Raw genomic sequence first — 22,825 nt, forward strand, 5'->3', positions numbered from 1 at the left:
TAAATTTAATTATGTTCTTTATATATCTTACTTGATAAATATAATATTTCTTATTCTTTATTTAAAATATTCTTGTCTAAATCATTAAAATCAGTAATTACCAAATTCACAGTTTCTAAGCTATTAAAATATTCATGCTTTTCCTTTGGTGCAATTGCTATTATTTTACCTATTTTTGCTCTGTAAGCTGATTCTATACCAGAAAAAGCATCCTCTATAACAATACAATCACTTGTGTTAATTCCAAGTATCTTCGCTGCTTTTAAATAAATATCTGGTTCTGGTTTTCCTAAAAATGAACCATCATCATAAACTATCTTATTTAAATCAAACCACTTATCCAGTTTAAATGATTTCCAAAAAAACATAAGATTTTCTTTTTGAGATGCAGTGGCAATGGTGCATGATATTTTCTTTTCTTTTATGTAATTTAGAAACTTAATAGCACCTGGAGCCAGTTTAAAATTCTCTATATCTTCTTTACACATATCCCTATATATTTGCTCTTTCTTATTTGAGAGTTTAGCCAAATTCTCATCATCTAAATCTTTTCTTAACATATATTGAAGTATAGATTTATTAGTTCGTCCATGAACATATTTCTGTAATTCTTCATCAGAAAACTCATTACCACGCAAATTCTTAGAAAGAGTTTTCCAAGCTTTTTCATGTTTATCTGAATCCCAAAATAATGTTCCATTAAAATCAAAAATTACTCCTAAATTCCTCATTACTCTTCCCCCTATATCACAGAATTTTAAATATAATTATTTTTACCACTATTTTCTAATAGGATAATATTATTTACAAACTTTCACAGCGCCATCTTCTATCCCTAAAATTGTTTGACCTAATTTTAAATAATTAATAATATTTTCTATAATTTCATTACTAACTATTTCTCCTGGACAAGCAATTGGTATTCCTGGTGGATATGGTACTATAGATTCTTTTAAAACTCTTCCTACAGAATCCTTAACCTTAACCTTTTCATATTCATATCTAAACACTTCAAAAGGCTCAAATGCTTTTTCATTTTGTATTGGTTTATAATTTGCAATTTTTCTATCATCCTTTAAATCTTCTAAATCAAGTTTAGAAAGAACTTCATAAAGTTTATTCAAATTCTCTTCTACTTTTGTAGGGGATAGTATCAATACAACACCCTGACTAAAATTCATCTCTGCTTGAATATGATTTTCTCTTAAATAACCTAGTAACCTATATCCACTATATCCTTTAGGTGCTATCACAACATACCTACTTAAATCAATATCATATCCTTTAGGCAAATCTCCTTTAGAAAGAATTTTAACTTTATTTAAATAAGTAATTTTCTCTTTCATATGTTCTGCTTTAAAAATCAATTTGTTATAATCTTCTTTACCATAGTTATCTAAATAGTATCTAGCATAGTCTAAAGAAGCCATTATTAAATATGATGGAGATGTAGTCATAAATGAACTAATATAAAATTCTATATCACTGTCTAAATTATTAGAGAGTAAAAATGAACCTCCTGTTAAGGCTGGTAGTGTTTTATGAGCACTTACTATTGTAAAATCAGCTAAATTTGCTATATTAATAGGTAACTTTTCTGAAATTCCAAAATGAGCACCATGAGCTTCATCTATTATTATCTTTAATCCTCTTTCCTTTAACTCTATTAAAACATCTCTTAAATCATAGGTTATTCCATAATAATTAGGATAAGTTAATATTATTCCTTTAGGATTATTAGCTTTATTTAATGCTTTATATATATCCTCTTTATCTGGTGGAAGAAATAAACCATACTCATTCATTTCTTTAGGCTTAATATAAGTTACCTTTAACTTTCTAAGTATTAATCCATTATAAATAGACCTATGACAGTTTCTTTCAACTAGTACTTCATCACCTTCATTGAATAAAGCAAAAATAGATGCTAGATTTCCACCTGTTGTACCATTTACTAAAAAGTATGCTTTCTTTACACCATAAGTCTTAGCTAAAGCTTCTTGGGCATCCTTTATAACCCCTTCTGGATGATGAAGGTTATCTAAAGGATCAACTTCAGTTATATCTAAATATCCTAACTTATTTGCAAAAATTTTTCCTATTTCATCTCTTCTAAATGCTTCACCAGCTTTGTTTCCAGGCATTGAGTATATTATATTTTCTTCTTTATGATAATCTAATAAAGCCTGTAATAGTGGTAATTTCTTTTTCATAATATACCTCAACTAATTATTTCTATAGATGATTTTTTAAGCACTTTTTTAGCTACTTCTAAAATAAAATCACCCTTTATATTTTCCATATCTTTTGCCATATTATAATATACCTTATAATCTTTAAACATAACACTATAAGTTGATAGTTCTTTAGCAAGTTGTATGCTTTGCTCTTCTTTAAATAACTTCTTTATTTTAATTCTTTTAACTAGCCCCATAATAGTATTATCATCTAAAAGCTTTATATCATTAATAGCCTCATTGATAACCTCAAAAGTTTTATCTATTTTATCCTTTGAAGTAGTATATGTTATCTTATATAAATTTATATATTTTTCACAGCTAATTCTGCTTAAGACATCATAAACTAATCCATTTTTTGTTCTTAATCTATCAAATAGCAATGAATTAATACCTTCCGCAAAATATTCATTAAATATTCTTAAGGCTTTCATTTCCACTTCATTCAAATTATCTATAGAGAAATTCATTTGAACTCTGCAACTATTACTATTTCTTTTATCTCCAAATATTCCCACTTTCCCCTGTTCTTCAGATTCTGGCGCTGCATTTACCATTTCTCCACTCCAATTTCCAAAACACTCTTCTATAATATCCTTTACTTTTGTAAATTCTAATGAAGTTACTATAGCAATAGATGTGTTTTTAGGAGAATAAAATTCATTATAAAATCTTCTTATATCTTCAAGTGTAATTTTATTTAAGCTTTCTATATTTCCTATTATAGGGTACTTCAATCTATTTTTTTCAAAGGTATTATAAAGGAGCTTGTCCTCACAATACTGGTCAAGCTCCTCATCCCATTCATTTAACTCTTCAACTATTACATCCATTTCTTCTTTAAAACCATCATTAGGGAAAGTTGGATTTATTAAAAGATCAGAAAATAACTGAATTCCTTTATAAAACTCCTCCCCCAGTAAGGATCCATAATAAATTACATAAGGAAAATTAGTCATAGCATTGGAAAATCCAAACAACTTACTAAATTCCTCATTTATCATAGCTTCACTTCTATTTTTAGTTCCTTTATAAATCATATGCTCAGTAGCATGAGCTAGACCAAGTAAATTACCATCTTGGGCTGCCCCTGCTTCAAGTCCTATAGAAATTGATGTAAGTTCCGAAGTACCTTTAATATATATTAGCTTAATTCCGTTTTCTAATATATATTCTTTCATATTATTCTTCTCCTAGAGCCTCTGCTTTAAGAGCTATTGCACATTCAATTCTCTTCTTTTGCATTTTACATCCTACTTCATATGGTTCATTCATATTACCATTGAAAGCTACATTATTAGCTTGACATCCACCACTACAGTAGAATCTTGCCCAACACTTTTTACACTTTGGCTTGTTATATATATGAGCCTTTTTAAAACTTTTTGAAAGTTCAGGATTAAATGTATCTTCATAAATATCACCTAATTTATATTCCTCTTTACCAACAAATTGATGACAAGGATATACTTCACCTTGAGGTGTTATAGCTACATATTCAAATCCAGCGCCACAACCTGATATTCTCTTATAAACACAAGGCCCACCTTGAAGATCTATGTTAAAGTGGTAGAAATTAAATTCATCATTGCCTTCTTTTCTTCTCTTTCTCATATCTTCATAAAGCTTATCATAGTTTTCAAATATAGTAGGAAGATCTTCTTCTCTTAAAGAAAGTGAATGATTGTCTTCAAGAACAACTGGCTCTATTGAAATTTCTCTAAAACCTTCATTAAGCATTGAAACTACATCTTCATAAAAATCTGTATTTTCTCTTGTGAATGTACCTCTTACATAGTAAGTCTTTCCTTTTGTTCTCTTTGAAATCATCTTTTTAATATTTGGAAGAATATCATCATAGGAACCTGTCCCATTAGCTTTAATTCTTACCTTATCATTAACTTCTTTTCTTCCATCTAGGGATAGTATGATATTTCCCATTTCCTTGTCCATAAAATCCATCATTTCATCTGTAAGAAGAGTAGCATTTGTAGTCATAGTAAATCTAATATTTTTGCCCCACTTCTTTTCATTATCTCTAGCATATTGGATTACTTCTTTAAGAGTATCCATAATCATAGTTGGTTCTCCACCAAATAGATCTATTTCTATATTCTTTCTTGGCCCACTTCTTTTAATAACATAATCAATAGCCTTTTTAGCTGTTTCTAAAGTCATTACACCTTTATGTCCATGATATTCACCTTCATCTGCAAAACAATATTTACATCTTAGGTTGCATCCATGTATTACATTTAAGCAAATAGCCTTTATGTAATCTCTGTCATCCATTGAACTATGAGCTATTTCTTCATATTGATCTTTCGAGTAAATAACTCCTTCTTCAGCTAACTCTTGAATTTCATCATAGGCTTCTGAAATATCTTCTTCTTTATATTTTTCTTTAAGATTATTTAAAACCTCTAATTTTGTTTTTATTCCTTGATCTTCTAATATATCATAAACAAGTTCATCAACTATATGAACAGCCCCAGAATTTACGTCTAGAACATAATAGTTGCCTCCTTGTTTGAACTTATGTATTCTTGCCATATTTTAACTACCTCCAAATGGTAAAATTTCACACATAGATTTAAATCTCGTGACATATGCCACGAGATTTGTTCAAATTCTTAGTTTTCGCACTCTAAGTTTGCTACTGTACAAGAAGTTTTGCAAGCTGATTGACATGAATTAGCGCATTCCTTACAACCTGGCTTACATAAGCTGTTCTTTATGTTAGTTTTATTAACAGTTTTAATGTGTCTCATTGCTCTAACCACCTTCCTATATTCCGTTGATATTATACCATAAGTGGTATATACATGAAACAATAATTTAAAAATTTGTTAAATTCGCATGTAAAAATTGCTTCATGAACCATAGTTTATAAAAAACTCTAACTTATAGTGCTAATATCATTTTATTAACCTCTGTATATAATTTATTCCTGAATATTTTCAATTAATTCTATAAAATCTTCATTGCTTTTCTTTTCTAGATAAATATTTATTAGTAGCTCAATTGGCATTTTACTATAACCTTTTATTCCATTAATTAAAATGCTCCCCAAGCTATCTACAAACTCTTCCCTATTTTTCCATAGCTTCTTAATGAGTTCATCTGATTCAAATTCAACTAACTCTTCTATAATTTTTTCCTTTAGAGAATCTGTAAATTTTTCAGCCTGTCTTCTTTCTTCCTCATTTAAGCCAGAAGTATTATTTTGTAATAATTTAACAATATCCATTATTTTAGAAAGTCCTCTCTAAATTTTATAACATTTCTTTAACTCTTCTTAAAGCATAGTCCATAGCATTTTCAAGGTTTGCTGTATTCTTTCCCCCACCTTGGGCTAAGAATTTACTTCCCCCACCTCTTCCATCAATTAGAGAAATAGCATCTTTTAATAATGCACCTGAATTTATTTGTTCTAAATTCTTAGATGAACTAAATAATAGATTTGCATTATCTCCATTATTAGTAGCAAATAAAACTACCACATTATTATTTGCCACAAGCTTTTCTGCTAGTTTATTTAAATATTTCATATCTTCATTAATATAGGTCTTATTAATAATTGATGCATCTTTACATTTTTCTCCACTATTAATAAGTTCTTTAATTTCAAATTCTGATAAAGCAACTTTTATCTTTCTATTTTCTTCTCTCACTTCATTTAGATTACTCTTTAGTGCATTTAAACTTTTTACAGCTTCATCAGGCCCAGTAGTTAATATCTTGCAAAGTTCATCTAAAACTGAATCCCTATATAAAATATCATTTACAGCCCTTTTTCCTGCTAAAAAGTATATCCTAGTATTTCCTTTATGCTTTTCAATACCTTTTATTTTAATCATTTGAAGTTCAGATGTATTATTTGGATGCACTCCACAACAAGCATTAATATCTAAATCCTCTATCTTTACAACTCTAATGGAATTATCATCAGTTGCAAGATCTCTTCTAAGCCCCATTGCTTTTGCTTCCCTTCTATTAGTTGTAATAAATGAAACATTAAGCTTTTTACCTATTACATCATTAGCTAGTCTCTCAACATTTATAATTTCTTCTTCTTGAATATATCCAACTATATCCACATAACTTATATCTTTTCCTAAATGTATTCCTGCAGTATTAGAATTTATATGACTAAAAAAACATCCAGACAATACATGTTGACCTAAATGCTGCTGCATACCATCTAATCTATTATCCCAGTCAATACAACAATTAACACTTGTATTTGTTGGCTTTTTATCTAATAGGTGATAAATATTTTCCCCTTCCTCAACAACATCTAATACATTTATATTGTCAATAACTCCAATATCAGCTCCTTGACCTCCACCGCCAGGAAAAAATGCTGTTTTATCTAGAAGAACTAAGTATTTATCATCTTTTTCTTTTATCTCTATAATATTTGCCTTAAATTCTTTTATGTATTGATCTGCATAAAATAACTTTTCTGTACTCAATCTGGTTCCTCTTTTCTTTATCATTTACCTAATATTATAACATTATTTTCCCTATGCTAACTTAACTTTCTAATTTCTTCTCCAATTATTTTAATACCTTTTACTATATTCTCATCACTTACTCTTCCAAAACCAATTCTTAATGAATCTTCACCTTTTGTATTCTCAAAAAAGATATCTCCAGGCATAAATATAACTCCTCTTTTATAACATTTTTCCAAGAGCTTACGAGCATTTAAGGAATTCTTTAATTTTATAAATATATGAAGACCACCTTCTCCAGTGACATATTCAGAATCTATATACTTTTCTATGTTTTCCATAACAAGATTATATTTATCCTTATAAAATTTTCTGACATTTTTCAGATATCTGCCAAAGGCTCCACTTTTTAAATAGTAATAAAATGCACTTTGATCTAAAAATGATGAATGTATTGTCCTACCTCTTTTAACACTCTCTAAAGTATCTATAAGATTTGAATCACTAAGCACCCAACCAATTCTAAGCCCAGGAAAAAGAATTTTTGAAAGACTTCCTATATATATTACTCCATTACCTTCTCCCCCTAGTGCAGCTAATGGTTCTTGAGGTGAACTAGAATATAGGAGCTCTTCATTAAAGCCATCTTCTATAATGGGAACTTTATATTCTCTGAATAATTTCATTAATTCTTTTCTTCTTTCACCTTTTGTAACTATCCCAGTAGGATTATTATATGAAGGAATTAAATAGCCAAAACTAGGAGAATATTTTTTAAAAGCTTCTTCTAATTCTTTTAAATCTATTCCATCCTTATCCATAGGAATTTGAACTACTTTCAACCCATAAGATTTCATAATTTTAAGAGCTGTATTATGTGTTGGTTCTTCACAAAGAATTACATCTCCAGGTTTTGTGAGTGAAGCTAATATTATATCAAAAGCTTCTGTAAAACCATTTGTTATAAGTATATCTTTCTTATTAGTACTTACACCTTTACCTTCCATATAATCAAGAAAATACTCTATTAAAGGTTTATATCCCTTGGCATAACCATAATTCAATAAATTTTCTTGTTCAAATGTCCATGCATCTAAAAGTGCCCTTTTAAAATCTTCTATATTAAATAAATCTTCTTCAGGAGCTATGGATTTAAAAGATATCATTCCTTTTTCATAAGGCAATTCACTTTTGATAATATCTAAATCCCTTAAAGTACTAGAATAATAGTTGGTTCTATTTTCCCAATCTACATAGTAATCATAGCTTCGTTTTTGTCCATCAACAGAAACAAATGTACCTTTACCTCTTTTAGTAACAATTACATCCCTTCCTTCAAGTTCTTCATAAGCGGCTATAACAGAATTTCTACTTACATTTAAAAACTTACTTGCTTCTCTTGTGGAAGGTAGTTTGCTTCCTTTTTTAAGTTCTCCTTTTTTTATTCCTTCAAGTATATGCCTTTCAAGTTGTACATATATCGCTTCATCTTTATTTAAAACCAAGGTGGAAAAAATCACCACATCACCTCTTCCTTTAATACTTATCATTATAACAAGTGGCCACTATAAATTTCAAATCTAATAAAATTAATGATAAAAAACTGTGGCAATCTTTTCTACAAATACACCACAGTTTTTATTAATTTTAATAAATATATATGTTTTATTTTGAATTCTACAATATAGGATTTTAATTTAAAATTAGTATTTATTTTTATGTAAATAATAGATTTTCTCAAATACTTCATAAAGATTACAAATCTCATTTATTTCTGATGTTCCAATTAGAGTTCCGTACTTATTGAATCTATATCTATAAGAATAAGTCTCAAAGACTCTATTTATCATATCAATTGCTTCTATTAAAAAATCTTTTTTTACTTTTGTAGAATTCTTATATCTTATATCTAATATCTCTAAAGTTTTAATCCATAAATCTATATTTATTACAAATAGTAATCTATAATTTATATTTTCCTTTGAAAAGAAATTCTCTTTTTTCTCAAATTCCTCTTCAATAGTCATAACTTCATCAAATTTTGTTCGCACTAATTTTTCATATAGTATATAACCAACTATATTCAAATAATTAACTTCAAATTTATTAAAATTACTGATGTCTTCAAGTTTTACATAACTTTTATTTTCACTTCTAGTCAATCTTGCATATGGTAAATTTGAATCATATACTGGATGTAATAAAACAGATAATAAGTAGTTATTCATTGATTTAAAGCAATATTTTAATTCTCCTAATGCATATTCCTCATCTACAGAAATAATTCTTGATAATTTTTCTCTATGTTTATTTAGTGCAACATTAAAGTATTTACCTGAAAAATCGAAACCTGTTTTATTTAATAAAATTTCTGGGTTTGTATAAAATATTTCTAGAAGTTTTATTGTATAAATAACTTTAAATATTTCTATAAATTTTCTCTCATCATCATTATCAATTAAATTTTCAAATCTTTTAATCCAAGTTACTATATCTCCTAAATTTATTCTTCCTTCTTCTAATAATAATTTTTTTTCTTTCACATATGATATATCATCCCACAACTCACCATCATCACTTAAATCATTTTTATTCTCATAAATTAATGAGTTAATATATGTTAAAGCTTGTTTATTTATATATGAAGAATTAGAATTCAAAAATTTTTTTAGAAATAATCTATTTTCCTCATCTTTTACTTCTTTAATTACTTCTTTTTCTAAATACATATATGTAATTTCTATCTTTTTCTCATATGGATATTCATTTTTTATTGTATCCAGAAAAATTATTAACTCTATAAATTTACTTAAATTACTTGGTATTATAGAATTAAAGTGTTTTTGTGTAGCTATAATATAATTTAACTTTAAAAATAATATACTTATTATAGTTTGTTGTGCAGTTTCTTCTACAACGTTAGGAATATTTCTAAAATACTTTCTATCTATTTCTAATTTTAAATTCTGTAAATTTAAACTTTTGATATATATCCTTCTATTATAAGGAATTACATTCTCTAATAATATGTTTATTTCATCATTAGTTTCTTCCTTAAAATTTACAGTCATTAATATTATGATATTTTGCACGGACAGATACTTTCTAAGTTCATTTAAACTTTTTTTTAATGAAAATGAGCTAATATCAAAATTATCTATAGAAATTACTAAGAACTTATTTTTTGCTATATTATTAATTATTTTATTGTAACTCATATAATCTATATATTTATCAACTAAATTTTTTATATGTTCTTTAATTGCCATTAAAGATGTAATCTCAGCTAGACTATTAGAATCTTCATTTCTATCACCTTTTAATAGTGAAATATCATTATATACTTTATTAAATTCATTATCTAAATCAATCATATCTGTAATATTATCAAATACTTCTTTATCTTTAAAGTTTTTGTACATATTATAAACTATTATTTCTAAAATAGATTTTTCATCAGATAATGATCTTGAATCTATAATATTTAGAAGTTCAAATCTATTTTCTTTTATTTCTTTATATTCTTTAACTTCTATATTTTTTAAGACTTCATAATCTAAGCTATTTCTAAAACTCTTCATAGTTGAAGTTTTTCCTGAGCCTCTATTTCCAATAAAAGAAATTACGTTATTATAATCATAGTTATCATAATACTCCTCAGCATTTTGTTCAACATAATCAATTATTCTGTCAAAACCTTCTATAGCTCTTAAATATACATCTTTAAATATAGAATTATTTACTTCATTTAAATCTTCTAGCTTTGTTTTAAATAAACATCTTTCATCAATTTTTAAAATTTTTGCTTCACTAAATAATCCACTTAATCCTTTTTCTTTTAACATGATTTTATTTGTATTTACAGCTTGTTCAACCATGCTTATCCCCCTTTGAACTAATTACAAGTTCACCTACACCCTATAGATCAACCTTTTAAATTCTCATATTACCTAATTTTACTATTAACCCATCATATATTTTATACCATATTATCGACCCAAACTGCAATGTCCATAAGTAATATTGGTATAGTAAAATATAGTAATTAATTTGTGATTTATTATATTGTTTTAATTGAACTTAATTAAATAAATAAGTTATAAATATCCTTTGAATTTTCCTGTTCTATTCTTTCTTCTATAAATGGCATGAATACTAGATCTTCATTTTTTACCAGTTGTCAAAGGCCTACATTTCATCCTGATTGATACCATTTTTTCTTTATTTCGACTTTGAAAATTGTACACATACTGTTAATATATATTTAATATTTGGCAATCAATTTTTCCAAACATGTATTTATATTTTTGATAATAATATATATTAACGCCTGCATAATAGATGGTGGTAAAGAAGCAATAGTTAGAATTTTATTACTTAAAAAGATGTGCAAACTCCCAATTTGCACATCTTTTCTCACCAAAACCTTTGGATTTTTATAAATTCTTTTTCAAATACCTTTTCTTATATTTTATAGATGCAAATTTACTAACTTTATTGATTACATTATAATTTGTTATTCCTCCTATAACTCCAACTAAAGGAATTCCTTGAATAAACTTAGCAGTTAACATTCCTTGAGATAAACTGTTTGAAGCCTTTTTTATTTCTTTATCTAAGTCATAATTTATGTGATTGCCAGAATCTAATTTATCACTCATTTCATCTAATTGTTTACTAATTTCAGCTTGTAACTCACCTTTTGCAATTGCTGCTCTAATCAAGTTTAATATATAAACTCTTTCTTCTTCATTTTCATAATTAAAGCCATAACTTAAAGTAATTTCATATATTGTTTTTAAAATCATAGCTATAAATAGAGGAATATCAGGAAGACCTACTCCCAATATACCTAACCCCCCACCTTCTATAGTGGATATAGTCATGTTTAAAAAATTGCTTTTCCTTGATTGCTTATCTAATATCTTTAAAGCTTTTCTATTTACCTTTCTTTGCAGTGAATAATTATTTATATCATATTCTAATTGTATTTTTTCCTTATCATACATTTTCTCAATAAACTTAGTTCCCTTATTAAGAACTAATTTAAATCCATTATAAAAAGCTCCATCTAATGTTAATTTTAGTTTTTCTGGTATTACAGATTCTACTTTTTCTGTAATGGGATTTAGTTTTTCTTTTATTATATTTGTTTCCTTCTTATTTAATATTTTCTCTTCTTCTTTATCTAATTTCTTTAATTGTTTATTTAATATCTTGCTCATAAACACCTCACAATTCAATATTATATGTTATAATTCATCTATTTATTTCTATGTAATGTAGAATTTTAGCTATAATAGAAGTGTATTAGCTTGAATTCTATAATTATATTATACACATATTCTTAATAATAAATAGCAAAACCACACACTTTAATTCAAAGTATGTGGTTTTAATTATTATTTTAGATAAGCTCCATTTTCTCCAACCTTACCAGGAGCTCCATTACTTGGAAGGTCTAATACATATACCCTCATGTTTCCCTTTCCAACACTTGAAGTTGTTAGTGTTCCATTAGTTATATTTTTAGTTTCGCCTGTAATAGCATCTACATATTTACCATTAGGTATATTACTAAATGTTGCCCCATCAGTAATAGATATTAATACAAAACTATCAACTCCTTCTGAAGCATTGGTATAACGTTTCTTAAATGCCATGTTTCCACTAACACCTTCTATAGAATATTCTCCTTTCCTTAAAGCTGGTATTTTTCTTCTTAACAAGTTTAATCTTTGAATGTGTTTAGATAATGGATAATTTAAGGTATCTTTCATAGTTCCAGTAGCACCAGAATACTGAGCAAAATCATTTACTGTTACATCACCTTGAATTTTATCACCAAAATAAGCTCTACCTGTTGTGCTAAGTGGTGCATTTGGTCCAACATCAATTGGTGCACCCTTCATAAACTCAATTTCACTTCCATAATATATTGTTGGTATACCTCTAAATGTAAACATTAAGTTCAAATTTTCTGCCCATGTATCTTGAGCACCAGCAAATCTTTGATTCTCTGGTGCTCCATCTGGTGCATAATCATGAGAATCTACATAAGTTACATTCCATGTTGCATCACTATACCACTTATCTCCATCAACAGCTACATTGTATGCATCTCTTGCATTATTAAAATTCCAATGCATAGGAAAATCGATAACATCCAATCCAGATCTAATACTATTATCTGGAGTATGATAGGTATTACCATTCAATAAGTGATTATTACTTGTTGGTTGTGAGCTTGCTTGTTGGTTATCATTCCAATGTTGTAATGTGCTATTACTCCTATCTGCAAGTGTTGCCCATGGATAATCTTTTGTCTCTTTCCAAGTATAAAATGGTGTTGATATAGCTGGAATATTATTATTCCATACTTGTCTATATCTACTTGCAACCTCACCAAACATAAAGAAATTACTTCCACCTCTTGACTTAAATGCTGGTATAAATTCTTTATTTAAAGTAAGTCTTGAAATATGCTTTACTGTATCTATCCTAAATGCATCTACCCCCATGTCTATATACTTATTATAAGAATCAATTAAATATTTACTCACTTCTGGATTTTCAGTATTTAAATCAACACAATCACCAGCAATTTGTCCAGTTTGAACTGTATAACCTTCCCAACTTAAACTTTTTTCATGATGATAAATATATTTTGTATCTTTCATATCTTCTTTCATAGCAGCTATTCTTGCTTGATATTGTTCTGCTGGGGTTAAGCTATTATAATTACTTGGAAGCTTTCCATCAACATCTACTTTTATAAGATTTTCTGCTATATCTTTTAATGTCCTATTTTTTCTAAATAACGGGAATAAATTTTCTTCGCCAAAATTTCCTGTATGATTTAATACTATATCTTGAACAATTTTTAATCCTTTTGCATGTGCTGCATTTATTAAATCTTGATAACTTGCACCCTCTGATTCATATCTACTATCAACCTTACTAAAATTTATCGCATGATATCCATGATAATCATATCCACTAGCATTTTCCACTACAGGTGTAATCCATATTGCAGAAAAACCTAAAGCTTTTATATAATCTAGTTTTTCTATTAATCCTTTAAAATCTCCTCTCCAGGCAGGATCAGAATCAGGATTTCCAGCTTTAGCATCATCCCAGCAATGAACATTGTTACTTGTATCTCCATCATAAAATCGTGATGTCATTACAAAATATATACTTTCATCTCTAAAATCTGTTCTATTTCCCGGATTTGGTGGATCTGGCGTAGGATCTGGATTCGGTTTTGGATCTGGAGTACTACTTTCAGGATTACTAGTATACCATTGATTGTCCTTATACCACCATTCACCATAACTTCTAATTAAATCAGCCGTTTGGCTTGACCCATCATTAAATATTAAGCTAGCACTATTTACTCCTTTAAGCTCATAACTATACCAGTCATCCCCTTCTGAAGTCATTTTATCACCAGGCCATGTGTTCTTTAATAATCCTGGATCAGTATTCCAATAATATAAATTAGTATTTCCCCAAGTGCTCTTAAAATGAACTTTTATTGAATTGCTAGTAGTTTCTCTAGTTAATGGATCAGTATAACTTAAACTTCCATCTTTTTTTATCCAAATATCTTTTGTAGTTTTGAAATCGGTTCCGGAATTTGATAACTTATTACTCCAAGTTCCATCATTAAACAAAAACTGAACTTCATTAGAATTCAAAGTTTTTTTATACCAACCTGTTCTGTATTCTTGTAAATCACCAGGTGATTTTGCAAGTGTTGTTGTGTCCCAAGCATTAGTTGATAAATCTGAATCATACCAAATCCAAATACTTGACCAATTTGTTGGCTTCTCTACATATATATTGATTTGATTTGTTGCTGCAAATGCAATATTATTTACTTGAAAATTGCCTGTAAATATTGTTGTCATTATAAATGATAATATTAGTATTACTATAGAGATAGTCTTTCTTCCTTTTTTCATCTTAAATATTCCCCCATTCATAATTATATCAAGAAATTTTCAAAGGATATCCTCTATGCAATCGTTATCACACATTGCTCATTTTAATGCAAGCGCTTTCATTAAATCGAATATAACATATTTTACATTATATGTAAATACATTCTTATCAAAATATAAAAAAATTGCTCCTGTTATTACTTTCTAACAAGAACAATCTTTTAATCTTACAATTAAGCTTTTTATCTTTTCTTCTATCTCAGTGGTATAATGACCTTTTTTTATGGCAAGAGATATATAAAACTTTATAGGCTTTGTAAGTTTTATCTTCTTAATTGTTTGCATATCCTTAACAGCCATATCTATCATGATACCTATTCCAAGTCCAGAAGAAATGAGAGATTTAGCTGTTTGAATTTCTTCAGTATAATAAAATTTTTTCATATCTACATTATGCTGATAGCATAGTTTTTTTAGAACCTCATTATGTATATACTCATTACCAAGAACAATAAATTGTTCATTAAGTAATTCCTTAAAATCTAATTCTTCTCTATTAGCAAACTTATGATTTCTATTAACACATACAAAAAAGTTATCAACCTTTAAGGTTATTGCATCAATTTCACTATCATCCATTGGCGATAGTGAACCTACTAATGCCATATCAGCATCATTTGATAAAAGTTTTTCTATCATAGCAAGAGATCCTGTTTCAATTAGTTCTATATTATTAGCAAATCCCTCTTTGACTATTTCTTCCATTATGGATGGAAAAAAATATGCACCTATCATTGGCGGAACTCCAAATCTTATATTGCTTCCATTTATTCTTGCTATTTCTACTTTCAATTCTTTTATTTCACCCAGAACATTACTTGTATGCTTTTCAAGTATTTGTCCTGATTCAGTTAATGAAATTTTTTTATCCGAATTATTCCTTATCACAAGCTCTGTATTTAATTCTTTTTCCAATCTCTTTAAAGCCATTGTTACTGATGGTTGAGATACATATAATTTTTCTGCCGTTCTAGTAAAATTCTTAAACTTACATAAATAATGAAAATACTCTAAATCCTTTAAATTCATGATAAATATAACTCCTTTAAAGTTAGCATACACTATTTATTAAAAGTTATCAATTCTACTTATATATTGGTTCCCAAATTTCTTTCTCAACTGCTTCAATTACATTTTCTATCTTTATTCTATTGACCCCATCTTTAATAGCTTGATTAACTACTGCAGTAGCTACAAGTTTAGAAGCCTCTCGCAATCTATCAACTGGAGGTAAAATTGAAGCTCCTGGTCTTGATAAATCTTGAAGAGATGCAATTCCATGAGCTGCTGCAGATAACATATTATCAGTTACCACCTTAGCTTTAGCAATAATTATTCCAAATCCTAATCCTGGGTATAGCAATGCATTATTAGCTTGACCTATTTTGTAAGTTATTCCATTATATTCAACAGGCTTAGAAGGACTTCCTGTTACAACCAAAGCTCTTCCATCACTCCATTTAATTATATCTTCTGCCTTAGCTTCACAAAGTTTTGTAGGATTTGAAATAGGCATAATTGCAGGTCTTTCATTTATTTCTGCCATATATTTAACCACCTCTTCAGTGAAAGCACCCGGAACCCCTGATGTACCAATAATTACTGTTGGTTTTACTGCTTTAACAATATCTATAAGATCTTTTAAAGGTCCTTCAAATTCATTTTTTTCACATGCATATTTCTTTTGGCCATCTGTAAGGTCATCCATATTATTTGTAACTAATCCATATCTATCTACTATATAGAAATGCTTTCTAGCTTCTTCTTCTGATAAACCACTTCTAACCTTTTCTAATAATATTTGGTCTGAAACCCCTATACCTGCAGTTCCTCCACCAAACACTAAAATTTTATGGTCTTTAATTGGGATATTAGTAACCTTTGCAACTGCATTTAATGCAGATACCATCATTACACCGGTTCCTTGTATATCATCATTAAAGGTGCAAATTTTTCTTCTATATTCCTCAAGAATTCTGCGTGCATTTCCTCTACCAAAGTCCTCCCAATGCATAAGTACCTCTGGGAATAACTCTAAAGAAATTTTTACAAATTCTTTTATAAAATCATCATATTTTTCTCCTGTAATTCTTTCATGCTTGTTTCCTAAATATAATGGATCATTTAATAATTCCTTATTATTTGTTCCTGCATCTATTACAACTGGCAAAACATTTTTGGGATTTATCCCTGCAGCTACAGTATATACAGCTAGTTTCCCAATGGATATATCAACCCCATGAACACCCCAATCTCCTATACCAAGTACTCCTTCACCATCAGTAACAACTATAAGCTTTATTTCGTCTAAATCTGAAATTCCTGAAACTAAGGCATTCTTAATTCCCTTTATATTATTTATAGATAAAAATACAGCATCCTTTGGAGTATCATATTTTTTAGAATAATTTATTACTGCATCTCCTATAGTTGGAGTATATATTATTGGAAGAAGTTCTGTTACATGTTTGCTTATGACATAATAGAACAGTGTACGATTTGTATCATATATATTCATTAAGTAGAGATGTTTATCTAAATCAGTACTAAATAAATTAAGTCTTTCATATACTACTTTTTCTTGTTCTTCTATACTATTTACAGCTTCTGGTAAAAGTCCTTCTAATTCATATTCCTTTCTTTCTTCTTTTGTAAAGGCTGTGCCCTTATTCAAAAATGGATTCCTTAGTAATTCTTGTCCTTTTAATCTATTCATTTTATAATAACCTTAATCATCTAAAGTTTTAGATAACTTCCTTTCTTTATCTTTATATTTTAATTATAATTCCAAATTTTATTTAATAGAAATATAAATTTGTTATAGTACTATAAATAAAACTTATAACAAAAAACTGCCTCATTTTTATTGAAACAGTTTTTTCATTAATGTTTTCTCCTAAATTGAATTCAACAGCAAATACTACATTTATAATTCAAATTCACAATATCACGCTAGTGAATCTATATCAAGAATTTAATTTATATAATTTTAATTGTTTGCGATGTTTAAAATATGCTGGTATTTCATATAGTAGCATAGCTATCCATCCAATAAAACAACTAAATGCAATTCCTGCAATTCCATAGCTTTTTGCAAGTATATATGAAAAAATCGTTCTAACAGAAATCTGTATAAATGTTGATGCAAGTGTTATTTTTAAATCTCCCATACCTCTAAAATATCCTTGAAGTCCATTTGTCATAGCAGGTAGAATATAAAATATAGACATGCTTTCTAAATATATTATTCCAAGATTAATAATTTCTGTACCACTATCTGGTACAAATAACTTCATCAAGCTACTTGACCCTAAATAAATAGGTGCAACTACTATCATCCAATAGATAGATTCTAATATCATCCCTGCATAGAATCCTTTTTTTATACGTTCTCTCTTTTTAGCTCCTCTATTTTGTGCTATAAAAGTAGTTGTAGCATGTGCTATGCTCTGTTCTGGAGTTATCACAAAATCATCTATTCTTGTTACAGCATTGAATGTTGCTATACTATTTACTCCTAATCTATTAACAGAGCCTTGAATTAAGAGTTTTCCAACATAAAGGCAAGTTTGCTGAAGTGCTGTAACCCAACTATAATTAATTGTATCCTTTAAAAGCGACTTATCTACAACTATTTCTGATCTTTTAAACCTTAATATTGGAATTCTTATATATACATATGTAATACATAGAGTACAAGATACAAACTGCGAAATCACAGTAGCGATACCTGCCCCCATAACACCCATTTTAAAGACCATTACAAATAGCATGGCCAAAAAAATATTAAGTATAGATGATATCATCAAAAATAAAATTGGAGTTTTAGAGTCTCCCATACTTCTGAGCGTTGATGAATATATATTGTAAAGAAATGTGAAAATAAGTCCACAAAAAATTACTTTTAAATACAAATTAGCTTCAGGAATTATTTCACTAGGGGTTTGTGTTATTATTAATATAGGTTTTGCTAAGAAAAAACATAATACACTCATAATTAATGTAAAAATTATTCCTACAATCATAGAAGTTGACACTTCTCTCTTTAATTTTTCTATATCATTAGCACCAAAATATTCACTCATCAAAACAGATGTCCCCATACAAATACCTACTATAAAAAATATAATAATATTCATAACTGGATTTGCAGCCCCTACAGCTGCTAGAGAGTTTGTCCCAACATAATGCCCAACTATAATAGCATCTACTGCATTATATGTAAGTTGAAACATATTTCCTAAAACCATTGGTACTGCAAATGTTATCAAATGCTTTGGTATACTACCATTTGTCATATCTCTTGTCACTATTCTTGCCTTCCTTCTGTTATGAATTAACACAATATATACTATATACCATTTAGCCTTATAATTATAGTAAATTATTAAAATTAATATAGAAAGTTGTATTAAAAAGTTAATCTTAATAAAAAAAGGCCCTTAGGCCTTTTTTAAACTGTTTTCTTCTTCTTGTTAATAATTATAGTGCTTGCAGCAATTGCCATCAGTCCAAGAAGTGCAAATATTTCTATTTCTTTTGAATCTCCAGTTTTAACTAGTTTTGATAAAATATTAGTTGAATCTTTCTGGTCCTGATCCCCTAAAGGTGTAGCTCCAGGATTTGCAGGTTGTGGCTTAGGATCAATAGTAGTATCATCACCAGCTATTAATAAATTATAATCATAAGTTGGAATACCGTTAGTCTTCCATGAATCTTGTATAGAATCTCTCATAACTATATTTGTATTTACAATATCCTTAGCTCCAGAAAAATCATATCCATCTCCACCTGTTAACATGAAATCATTTATTGCTACTGAATAATACTTATCCATATCAATCTTAGTTCCATCAGCTAATCTAATAGATGTAACTTTATTTGTATCTTTTTCATACCAAACTTTAATTCCTGAATATTGTCCCCATGCTATGTCTTTAGGTGAGATCCCATGTTCGATAACTTTAAACAAATCTGATCCTTTAAGGTTTAAAGTAACTATAGTATTATCAAAAGGTAATATTTCATACATATCTCCAACAGTAACATCACCTTTTTCAAGACTTCTCCTTATTCCTCCACCATTAATTATTGCAACTTGAGTGTTTGCTATCTTTCTTATTGATTCAGACACCGTTACTCCAAGTGGTGTTAGATCAGAATTTTTATCATCATGGCTTAATCTTTCTTGTAATGTTGTGACTTTTTGGTTAAATATAGGTTTCAATTCTTCTTCTTGTTCTGATATTATTTTTGCAACATTTTCATCAACTGGTAATGTTGCCTCTATACCTTTAAATTGCTTTGTTTCTGTTTCAAGACTTAATAGTTTGTTAGTATCATCAAATTTGAATGATAATTTAGACAATCCTCTTCCATTGTATCCAGCTTGAACTATTGGAATTCCATTTACTTTACCATTAACAAAGTTATGACTATGAGCTGAAATTATTCCATCTAAACCTGTTACTTTTCTTGCTATATCAGCAGCTTCACCTGTAACTTCTCCAGTACTACTATCTTGAATAGACCCACAATGTGTTAAGGCAATTACAGCATTTGCTCCCTCAGCTTTAACCATTGGTATATATTTATTTAAAGTTTCCGCTGGATCTAAAAACTCTATTCCTTCAACATTACTTGCTTTTGTTGATGTTAATGTTTCTGGTGTAGCAATGCCTATAAATGCAATTTTAACACCATTTCTTTCAACAATCTTATAAGGCTTAACAGATTCAACCACACTTCCACCATTTTTATAAACCATATTAGCTGCTAAGAATGGAAAACCACCTTCATCTGACCATTTCTTTAAATTTTCTCTTCCCCAATCAAATTCATGATTTCCAACTGCTGAGGCTTCAAGTCCAATTGCTTTTAGCATTTCATTTACAGGCTCACCTTCTTTTAAATTTGAAATTGCAGTTCCTTGATATAAATCTCCTGCTGAAACTGGTATAACACCATATCTATCATTTGATTTAGCCCTATATTCATTTATAACTCCAGCAAGCTTTGCAGCTCCAACATTTTTGCCCGATTCAAGTACGTTTCCATGAAAATCATTAAAAGTTAAAACATCAATAACTTTTGGATTTAAAGATTTCAACTTATTTACTTCATCTGTCAATCCCTTTGAATTTAACTGTTCAATAACAGAATTATAAGTTAAAGGTTCTACTATAATTCCATTATTAACATTTGCAGTTATGATTCCATCATTAATTAACTTAACAATTTCTAATCTTAATTGGTCATTATATTTAACGCCTGTAATTTTCCAGTTGTTGTCAATATTTCTTGATATAGTACCACCTTTAAAATCCTTTATATAAGTTGCTATCATGTCTCTTAAATCAGAAAGTGAATCATTACTAGAATCATATACTTTTTCATACTCACCTTTATCAAAAATTGAAGTTAAATTAGTATTATATCTATAATCACATACTGTTAAATATAGTTCATCACTATCAGAAACAGATTTACCGTCTGAAAATGTTAAATTTTCTATTCTTTTTCCTACTGGCTTTGAAATATTTACGTCATACTTAACACCACTTAAAGTATCATACAAATAGATTGGAAATTTTGAATTAAATGATATATTTAAATCTCCATCTTTAAATGTGTTAAAGAAATTTGCTGTCCACTCCAAATATTTCTTTAATTGTTTACCATCAGTTTTTACTGTGCATAATTTATTATCATATTTATATACATTAGCTAAATTTGATTTTGATATTTCTCCACTTTTAAGGTTAGCAACATCTGATAAAAGTGCTGCTCCGGCCACATAATGACCCTTACTAGTATCTATTCCCTTAGATTGTAACTGCTTATTACTATAATATAGTTGAACTTCATTTATCAAATCAGTTACCCCTTGATCACTTACAACAGATTGTGGAATTCCTTCAACTTCATTTTTGGCAGCTAAATCGTCTCCAACTAATTCTCCAATCTTAGTTTTTCCATCAGCTAAAGCTTCTTCATCATATTTTTTTAATGCCTGATTTAGTGATTCATCTTGTGGTGATGTTTTTTCAAGTTTAATAAGACTTGCATTCTTATTTACAACTTTATATCCATCACTTGTTTTCTCAACATCTAATTCAACTTTAGAAACTTCTGCACCAAGATACTTAGGTTGTGTTATTAATACTCCATTTACTATTTGTTCTTTTACACTAACATGAGTATGGCCTGCAACTATCATAGATACATCAGGATTCAAATTAGCTATATCAGTAGCACTATCTCCATTACCATATTCATTATTTATTCCCATGTGAGCTGTAACCACAAATACATCTGCTGCTTTATTGTTCTTTAATTCTCCTATAACTTTTTTAACTTCTTCTGCTGGATTTCTAGGCTCATACCCTTGAAGTCTTGGTCCATCCCATTTGGTTATATTATTTGTAACAACTCCAATAACAGCTACTTTTACTCCATTAAATTCTTTTATTGTATATGGTTTAAATACTCTTTGCCCATCTTTGTAAAGATTTGCACAAAGTACTGGAGTTCCTCCTTTTTCAGACTGACTTGCTACTGTTTGCAAAATATTCATGCCATAATTAAATTCATGATTTCCTAAAGAAAAACTATCATACTTTATGGTATTAAGTCCTAAAATCATAGGATCTATGTTATTTTTCAAATAATCTTCTTTTAGAAATAATTGATTGTAATTACCTTGTATAGTGTCTCCATTATCTACAACTAAGGTATTAGGATTTTTTTCTCTTTCTTCCTTTATTACAGTTGCAACCTGATTAAGTCCACCTGCTGCAATTGAATTAAGAGCATAATCATAATTTTTAAATTTTCCATGTAAATCTGTAGTAGCTAACACTTGAATTTTGGTAATATCAGAAACAGTTTGATTTATTTCCTTATCAACCTTTTCTGATGCATTTACTCCATAACCTTGGGTTAGAAAACTTATCCCTAAAGTTAATGTGGTAATAATTGAAATTATTTTTTTTCTTTTAAACAATATTTTACCCCCCTGTAAGTATTATAAATATACGAATTTATAATACTATATATATAATTGAATTTATAGTATTCTTAAACTATTTTTACATAAATTTAGCATTGTAACAATACT

General features: G+C 28.3%; 15 protein-coding genes. All 15 read right to left on the bottom strand.

Annotated features, from left to right (window positions below):
* Window positions 1-50: 50 nt before the first annotated feature.
* The gene (locus tag NNC19_RS03100) at window positions 51-731 is read right to left on the bottom strand and encodes an HAD family phosphatase (RefSeq protein WP_310937143.1); all 681 of its coding nucleotides are present in this window, start codon (window positions 729-731) and stop codon (window positions 51-53) included.
* A 69-nt stretch (window positions 732-800) separates the two neighbouring features.
* Entirely contained in the window at window positions 801-2,213 is a 1,413-nt protein-coding gene (locus tag NNC19_RS03105) for an aminotransferase class I/II-fold pyridoxal phosphate-dependent enzyme (RefSeq protein WP_310937144.1), read from the bottom strand.
* Between the two features lie 8 nt (window positions 2,214-2,221).
* On the bottom strand, window positions 2,222-3,418 hold the full coding sequence (locus tag NNC19_RS03110; RefSeq protein ID WP_310937145.1) for a pitrilysin family protein: 1,197 nt from the start codon (window positions 3,416-3,418) through the stop codon (window positions 2,222-2,224).
* 1 nt (window position 3,419) lies between these two features.
* Entirely contained in the window at window positions 3,420-4,790 is a 1,371-nt protein-coding gene (gene scfB / locus NNC19_RS03115; RefSeq protein ID WP_310937146.1) for a thioether cross-link-forming SCIFF peptide maturase, read from the bottom strand.
* 80 nt (window positions 4,791-4,870) lie between these two features.
* Entirely contained in the window at window positions 4,871-5,008 is a 138-nt protein-coding gene (gene scfA, locus NNC19_RS03120) for a six-cysteine ranthipeptide SCIFF (protein ID WP_143317214.1), read from the bottom strand.
* 173 nt (window positions 5,009-5,181) lie between these two features.
* Window positions 5,182-5,487, bottom strand: coding sequence for a hypothetical protein (locus NNC19_RS03125; protein ID WP_310937147.1), 306 nt, complete (start codon window positions 5,485-5,487; stop codon window positions 5,182-5,184).
* Window positions 5,488-5,512: 25 nt separating this feature from the next.
* Window positions 5,513-6,715 (bottom strand): DHHA1 domain-containing protein, encoded by a 1,203-nt coding sequence (locus tag NNC19_RS03130; protein ID WP_310937148.1) that lies wholly within the window; start codon window positions 6,713-6,715, stop codon window positions 5,513-5,515.
* A gap of 56 nt (window positions 6,716-6,771) precedes the next feature.
* Window positions 6,772-8,217, bottom strand: a complete 1,446-nt coding sequence (locus tag NNC19_RS03135; protein WP_310937221.1) for a PLP-dependent aminotransferase family protein — start codon at window positions 8,215-8,217, stop codon at window positions 6,772-6,774.
* A 183-nt stretch (window positions 8,218-8,400) separates the two neighbouring features.
* A complete protein-coding gene (locus tag NNC19_RS03140) occupies window positions 8,401-10,575 on the bottom strand; it encodes a DUF815 domain-containing protein (protein ID WP_310937149.1) in 2,175 nt (724 codons plus the stop codon).
* Between the two features lie 558 nt (window positions 10,576-11,133).
* Entirely contained in the window at window positions 11,134-11,922 is a 789-nt protein-coding gene (locus NNC19_RS03145; RefSeq protein ID WP_310937150.1) for an EcsC family protein, read from the bottom strand.
* 177 nt (window positions 11,923-12,099) lie between these two features.
* Complete coding sequence (locus NNC19_RS03150) at window positions 12,100-14,667, bottom strand: alpha-amylase family glycosyl hydrolase (protein WP_310937151.1); 2,568 nt, start codon at window positions 14,665-14,667, stop codon at window positions 12,100-12,102.
* Between the two features lie 183 nt (window positions 14,668-14,850).
* On the bottom strand, window positions 14,851-15,735 hold the full coding sequence (locus tag NNC19_RS03155; RefSeq protein ID WP_310937152.1) for a LysR family transcriptional regulator: 885 nt from the start codon (window positions 15,733-15,735) through the stop codon (window positions 14,851-14,853).
* A gap of 55 nt (window positions 15,736-15,790) precedes the next feature.
* Window positions 15,791-17,422 carry an NAD-dependent malic enzyme gene (locus tag NNC19_RS03160; RefSeq protein WP_310937153.1) on the bottom strand — a complete coding sequence of 544 codons (1,632 nt, stop codon included), beginning with the start codon at window positions 17,420-17,422 and terminating at the stop codon, window positions 15,791-15,793.
* A gap of 250 nt (window positions 17,423-17,672) precedes the next feature.
* Entirely contained in the window at window positions 17,673-19,016 is a 1,344-nt protein-coding gene (locus NNC19_RS03165; protein ID WP_310937154.1) for an MATE family efflux transporter, read from the bottom strand.
* A 143-nt stretch (window positions 19,017-19,159) separates the two neighbouring features.
* Window positions 19,160-22,711 carry a 5'-nucleotidase C-terminal domain-containing protein gene (locus NNC19_RS03170; RefSeq protein WP_310937155.1) on the bottom strand — a complete coding sequence of 1,184 codons (3,552 nt, stop codon included), beginning with the start codon at window positions 22,709-22,711 and terminating at the stop codon, window positions 19,160-19,162.
* Window positions 22,712-22,825: the final 114 nt, after the last annotated feature.

It is taken from the genome of Clostridium sp. SHJSY1 (genome assembly GCF_031626875.1).
Lineage (GTDB): Bacteria > Bacillota > Clostridia > Clostridiales > Clostridiaceae > Clostridium.